The organism is Tahibacter caeni, from assembly GCF_024609805.1.
GTDB classification, from domain to species: Bacteria; Pseudomonadota; Gammaproteobacteria; order Xanthomonadales; family Rhodanobacteraceae; genus Tahibacter; species Tahibacter caeni.
Genome location: NZ_JANFVR010000343.1, coordinates 1 through 4897, shown reverse-complemented (window position 1 = coordinate 4897; position 4897 = coordinate 1). Strand labels below are relative to the sequence as shown.

Below are 4897 nucleotides of genomic sequence, written 5' to 3'. Positions count from 1 at the left end.
CAACGCGGCGGCGCGCCTGCAACGGCACCGCCGGTCACGACGGCCGCGCCGTCGACGCCGGTCCAGGCCCGGCGCAGCGCGAGCGGCAGCGGACCGGCGCGGCTGCAGTGGAGCGCGAGCAACGACGGGCGCCTGTACGGCTACATCGTCTACCGCGCCGAGGACCGCGCCGGTCCGTACCGGCGCATCTCGTCCCGGGTCATCCACGTCCTGCGCGACCAGGAACAGGTCCATAGTTATACCTTCGAAGATACGGACGTCAGCGCCGGCAAGACGTATTACTACTACGTCGACACCATCGACCTGCGCGGCAAGCGCGAGCGTTTCATGCCGGTCGTCGAAAAAGCCGTGCGCTGAAGCGTCCGGCCGCGCGCGTCGCAGCGAGCGGCAGGCGGTGCTCAGGTCCTGCGCCGTATGCGCAGCTGATCGACCGGGAACGTCGCGATGTCGGTGCCGCCGCTGCGGCGCGGCTGTCCCGGGCGCGGGCCCCAGGCGTGGGCGTAGATGACTTCGTAGGTCGCCGGCAGGCGGCCGTCGTCGCGGCGATAGGTCTCGTAGGCGCGCGTGACGGCCTGCAGCCGCGACTTGCCGGTCAGACCGCGGCGCCGGTACAGATCGGCATTGGTCGCGCCGATGGCCTTGAGATCGCGCATCAGCGCGCCGGCGTCGGCATAGGTCAAGGTGATGTCCTCGCCGTCGAGCACCGGATCGCGGAAGCCCGCGGCGAGCAGCGCGTCGCCGATGCGCTGGATGTCGGCGAACTGGCTCACGTGTGGCGCACGGTCGACCTCGGCCCAGGCCTCGCGCAGCTCGTACAGGGTCAGCGGGCCGAACGTCGACAGGGCGAGGAAACCTTCCGGCCGCAGCACGCGGCGGAATTCGTCGAACAGCGCCGGCAGGTCGACGATCCACTGGATGCAGAGACTCGAAAACAGCACGTCGACGCTCGCGTCGGCCAGCGGCAGCTGGCGCGCGTCGGCGCAGACGCGCGCGAGCGGCCGCAGCCAGCTGCCTTCGCGGCGCGCCTGCTGCAACATCGGCAGCGCGAGATCCATCGCGACGACCTCCGCCCTGCGCCAGCGCTTGCGCAGCTGGCCGCTCGCGCGGCCTGGACCGCAGCCGAGGTCGAGCACGCGCTGCGGCGATACGGTCACGTAGTCCAGGCGCTCGAGCAGGCGGTCCTCGACTTCGTGCTGCAGCACCGCGTGCTCCGCATAGCCGGCTGCGGCGCGGCCGAACGCGCGGCGCACCTGATCGCGATCGAACGGCGTCATGCGGCCTGCTCCTCGCGCAGCGCGAGCACGGCTTCGGCGACGCGCGCCGCGCGACCGATGAACGGCGCGTGGCCGGCCGGCAGTTCGAGATAGCGTCCGCCGGGACTGTGTTGCGCGGCCCATTGCATCGCGGCCGGCGGAATCAATTTGTCGCGCCGGCCGGCGATCCAGAGGCTGGTCGCGCGCAGGCCCGGCAGCACGTCGCGCAGGTCGGCGCGGTCGAGGATGTCCAGGCCGTCGCAGAGCACGTTCAGCGCCGGCTCGCCGCGCGCGAACACCTGTGCGCGCAGCTCGCGCAGTTCGCTCTGCGCATGTTCCGAGCCGATCGCCTCGAGCGCGAGGAAGCGCTCGATCGTGCGGTGGTAGTCGCTGCGCAGGCCGTCGGCGAACTGGCGGAACAGGTCCGGCGCGACGCCCTGCGGCCAGTCCTCGCCGACGACGAAACGCGGGCTCGATGCGATCAGCACGAGCGCCTCGACGCGATCCGGCCGATGCCGCGCGGCTTCGAGACAGACCTGTCCGCCGAGCGACCAGCCCAGCCAGGTCGCCGCCGGCAGCTCGGCGGCCAGGCGCTGCGCGCAGTCGTCCAGCTGCAGGCGCGTGTCGCTCGTGCGGCTGTAGCCGTGGCCCGGCAGATCGACGAGGTGCAGGCGGAAATGCGGCGCGAGCTCGCGCGTCAGCGGCGCGAAGATGCCGGCGTGCATGGCCCAGCCGTGAATCAGGACGAGATCGGGCCCCTGGCCCAGAGTTTCGATGTGCATGTCGTTTCGTTCAACCGGTCGCCAGGCACCGCTCACGTTCAGCGCGAATCAACAAAGCGAGCCACCGCCATTCTTCGTGCGGAAACAGGAACGGCAGGCGCAGCCGGTGCCGCCGCGCGAGTATGGAGTGCTCCAGCCATTCCGCGTCGAAGCCGTCCCAGACGCCGGCGACCGACAGCAGGTTCCATTGCAGCAGCGGCTGCACTTCGTCGCGCAGTATCCGTTCCAGTTCCGCCTCGCTGTAGGCCGATGCGGCCAGAGCGTGCGCGAGCGACGGCAGCAGCGTCTCGATGTCGGTGTCGAGAAACAATTCGGACAAGGCGAGCCACACCGGCCGGCGCTGCGCGAGATCCTCGGCGGGAGGCCTCATGCCCGCACCGCCTGCAGCGCGTCGAGCAGCTGTTCGACCATGCTCTCGGTATGCAGCGCCGACAGGGTGATGCGCAGACGCGCCGTGCCGGCCGGCACGGTCGGCGGCCGTATCGCCGGCACGTAATAGCCGCGCAGTTCGAGCTGGCGCGAAAGATTCAGCGCGGCCTCGCTGTCGCCGACCAGCAGCGGCTGGATCGCGCTGCGCGAGGGCAGCAGCTGCAGGCCGCGTTCGGCGGCGCCGGCGCGCAGATGGCGGACGAGGATCTGCAGGCGCTCGCGGCGCCAGGACTCGTGACGCGCGATGCCGACGGCGGCCAGCGCCGCGGCGGCGACGGCCGGCGGCATCGCCGTCGTGTAGACGTGGCTGCGCGCGAACTGGACCAGGCCGTCGACGAGGTTCGCGCTGCCGGCGACGAACGCGCCGGCGCTGCCGAGGGCCTTGCCCAACGTGGCCATCAGCACGGGCGCATCGTCCTGGCCGAGACCGGCCTCGGCCAGGCTGCCGGCGCCGTCTCGGCCGAGCACGCCGAGCCCGTGCGCGTCGTCGACGTGCAGGGTCGCGCCCTGTTCGCGGCACAGCGCGGCAAGTTCCGCGAGCGGCGCGACGTCGCCGTCCATGCTGAACACGCCGTCGGTCGCGAGCAGCGCCGCGACGCCGGGCGAGGCCTCGAACTGGCGCCGCGCGCTCGCGACGTCCGCGTGCACGTAGCGTTTCAGGTTCGCGCCGCTGAGCCGCGCGCCGTCGATCAGGCAGGCGTGGTTGAGCTTGTCCTGCAGACACAGGTCGCCGTCGGCGAGCAGCGCGGCCAGCACGCCGACGTTGGCCAGCCAGCCGCTCGAAAACAGCAATGCGCGCTCACGGCCGGTCCAATCCGCGAGCGCCCGTTCCAGCGCCTCGTGCGGTTCGCGGTGGCCGCCGAGCAGATGCGCCGCGGTCGCCCCGACGCCCCAGCGTTTCGCGGCATCGGTCAGCGCCTCGCGCAGACGCGGATGCTGGGCGAGGCCGAGATAGTCGTTGCTCGCGAAATTCAGCAGCCGGCGCCCGTCGATGACGATGTAGGCGCCGTCGGCCGCGGCGACGCCGCGCAGGCGCCGCAGCAGGCCGGCCTCGGCGCGGTCGGCCTGGGCCTGAGCCAGTCGGGCGAGCAGATCCGGACGGGACATGGTCTACGGCGGCGCACGCCGCCGCGTCAGGCGGCCAGTTCGGCGTCGGAACAGGCGCCGCCGCAACCGCCGCCGGCGCAGCCGGCCGCCTCGCTGCCGACGATGTCCGCATGCACGGTCGACGATTCCTCGACGACCGCCATCGCATGGATGCCGAGGCGGCGGAACAGAGCCTGGTCGTGCTCGACGTCGGGATTGCCCGTGGTCAGCAGCTTCTCGCCGTAGAAGATCGAGTTCGCGCCGGCCAGGAAGCACAGCGCCTGCAGTTCGTCGTTCATCTCGGCGCGGCCGGCGGACAGCCGCACCATCGACAGCGGCATCAGCAGCCGCGCGACGGCGACCGTGCGCACGAACTCGAACGGATCGAGCAGCGCCGTGCCGGCCAGCGGCGTGCCGGCGACCTGCACGAGGCGGTTGATCGGCACCGAGGTCGGGTGTTCGGGCAGGTTGGCCAGGGTCTGCAGCAGGCCGGCGCGCTGCTCGCGCGTCTCGCCCATGCCGACGATGCCGCCGCAGCAGGTCTTCAGGCCGGCCCGGCGCACGTGTTCGAGCGTGTCCAGGCGGTCCTGGTATTCGCGCGTCTTGACGATGTCGCCGTAGAACTCCGGCGCCGTGTCGAGATTGTGGTTGTAGTAGTCCAGGCCGGCGGCCTTGAGCGCCTGCGCCTGTTCGGGCTGCAGCATGCCCAGGGTCGCGCAGGTCTCCAGGCCCAGCGCCTTTACCGCGCCGACCATCTCGGCGACCTTGGCCACGTCCTTGTCCTTCGGCGAGCGCCAGGCCGCGCCCATGCAGAAGCGCGAGGCGCCGGCGGCCTTGGCCTGGCGCGCCTTGTCGAGGACGACGTCGAGGCTCAGGAGCTTCTCGGCCTTGAGGCCGGTCGCATAGCGCGCGCTCTGCGGGCAGTAGGCGCAGTCCTCGGGGCAGCCGCCGGTCTTGATCGACAGCAAGGTGGAGACCTGCACGGCGTTGGCGTCGAAGTTCGCGCGGTGCGCCTGCTGGGCACGGTGCATGAGGTCGGCGAACGGCAGGTCGAACAGCGCGAGCACTTCCTCGCGCGTCCAGTCGTGGCGTAGGGCTGTCATGGGCGGTCGCTTGCGGGCTAAATTCGGGCGCGAGTGTCCGGGCCGCGACGGAGGCTGTCAACGTGAACGCGCGTACGGCGGTTGACGGCTGGCTGCAGCGGCTGGGTTTCGCGCTGCTGCCGGCGCGCTGCCTGCTCTGCGGCGGGCCCGGCGCCGCGCGGCGCGATCTCTGCGCCGCCTGCCTGGCCGACCTGGCCCGAAATCCGAGCGCCTGCGCCTGCTGCGGCCTGCCGCTGCCCCACGC

General features: G+C 71.9%; 7 protein-coding genes. 2 read left to right on the top strand and 5 right to left on the bottom strand.

What is annotated here, in order from left to right:
* Positions 1-357, top strand: a 357-nt coding sequence (locus tag NON22_RS20345) for a hypothetical protein (protein WP_257388808.1), incomplete at its 5' end; no start/stop codon positions are given.
* Positions 358-398: 41 nt separating this feature from the next.
* On the opposite strand, the gene bioC is transcribed toward NON22_RS20345, so the two are convergent.
* The 5 genes from bioC to bioB are packed head-to-tail and all read right to left on the bottom strand — an operon-like array spanning position 399 to position 4653.
* On the bottom strand, positions 399-1274 hold the full coding sequence (gene bioC / locus NON22_RS20340) for a malonyl-ACP O-methyltransferase BioC (RefSeq protein WP_257388807.1): 876 nt from the start codon (positions 1272-1274) through the stop codon (positions 399-401).
* Positions 1271-2035, bottom strand: a complete 765-nt coding sequence (bioH, locus tag NON22_RS20335; protein WP_257388806.1) for a pimeloyl-ACP methyl ester esterase BioH — start codon at positions 2033-2035, stop codon at positions 1271-1273. Before bioH ends, bioC begins: the two co-directional genes overlap by 4 nt.
* A gap of 10 nt (positions 2036-2045) precedes the next feature.
* Positions 2046-2366, bottom strand: a complete 321-nt coding sequence (locus NON22_RS20330; protein ID WP_257388805.1) for a DUF7079 family protein — start codon at positions 2364-2366, stop codon at positions 2046-2048.
* Positions 2367-2401: 35 nt separating this feature from the next.
* Positions 2402-3571: an 8-amino-7-oxononanoate synthase gene (bioF, locus tag NON22_RS20325; RefSeq protein ID WP_257388804.1), complete on the bottom strand. Its 1170-nt coding sequence runs from the start codon at positions 3569-3571 to the stop codon at positions 2402-2404.
* A 26-nt stretch (positions 3572-3597) separates the two neighbouring features.
* Positions 3598-4653, bottom strand: a complete 1056-nt coding sequence (gene bioB, locus NON22_RS20320) for a biotin synthase BioB (RefSeq protein WP_257388803.1) — start codon at positions 4651-4653, stop codon at positions 3598-3600.
* A 62-nt stretch (positions 4654-4715) separates the two neighbouring features.
* Between bioB and NON22_RS20315 the strand changes: the two genes are divergently transcribed.
* Positions 4716-4897: double zinc ribbon domain-containing protein (locus tag NON22_RS20315; protein ID WP_257388802.1), on the top strand; the 182-nt coding region annotated here is incomplete at its 3' end.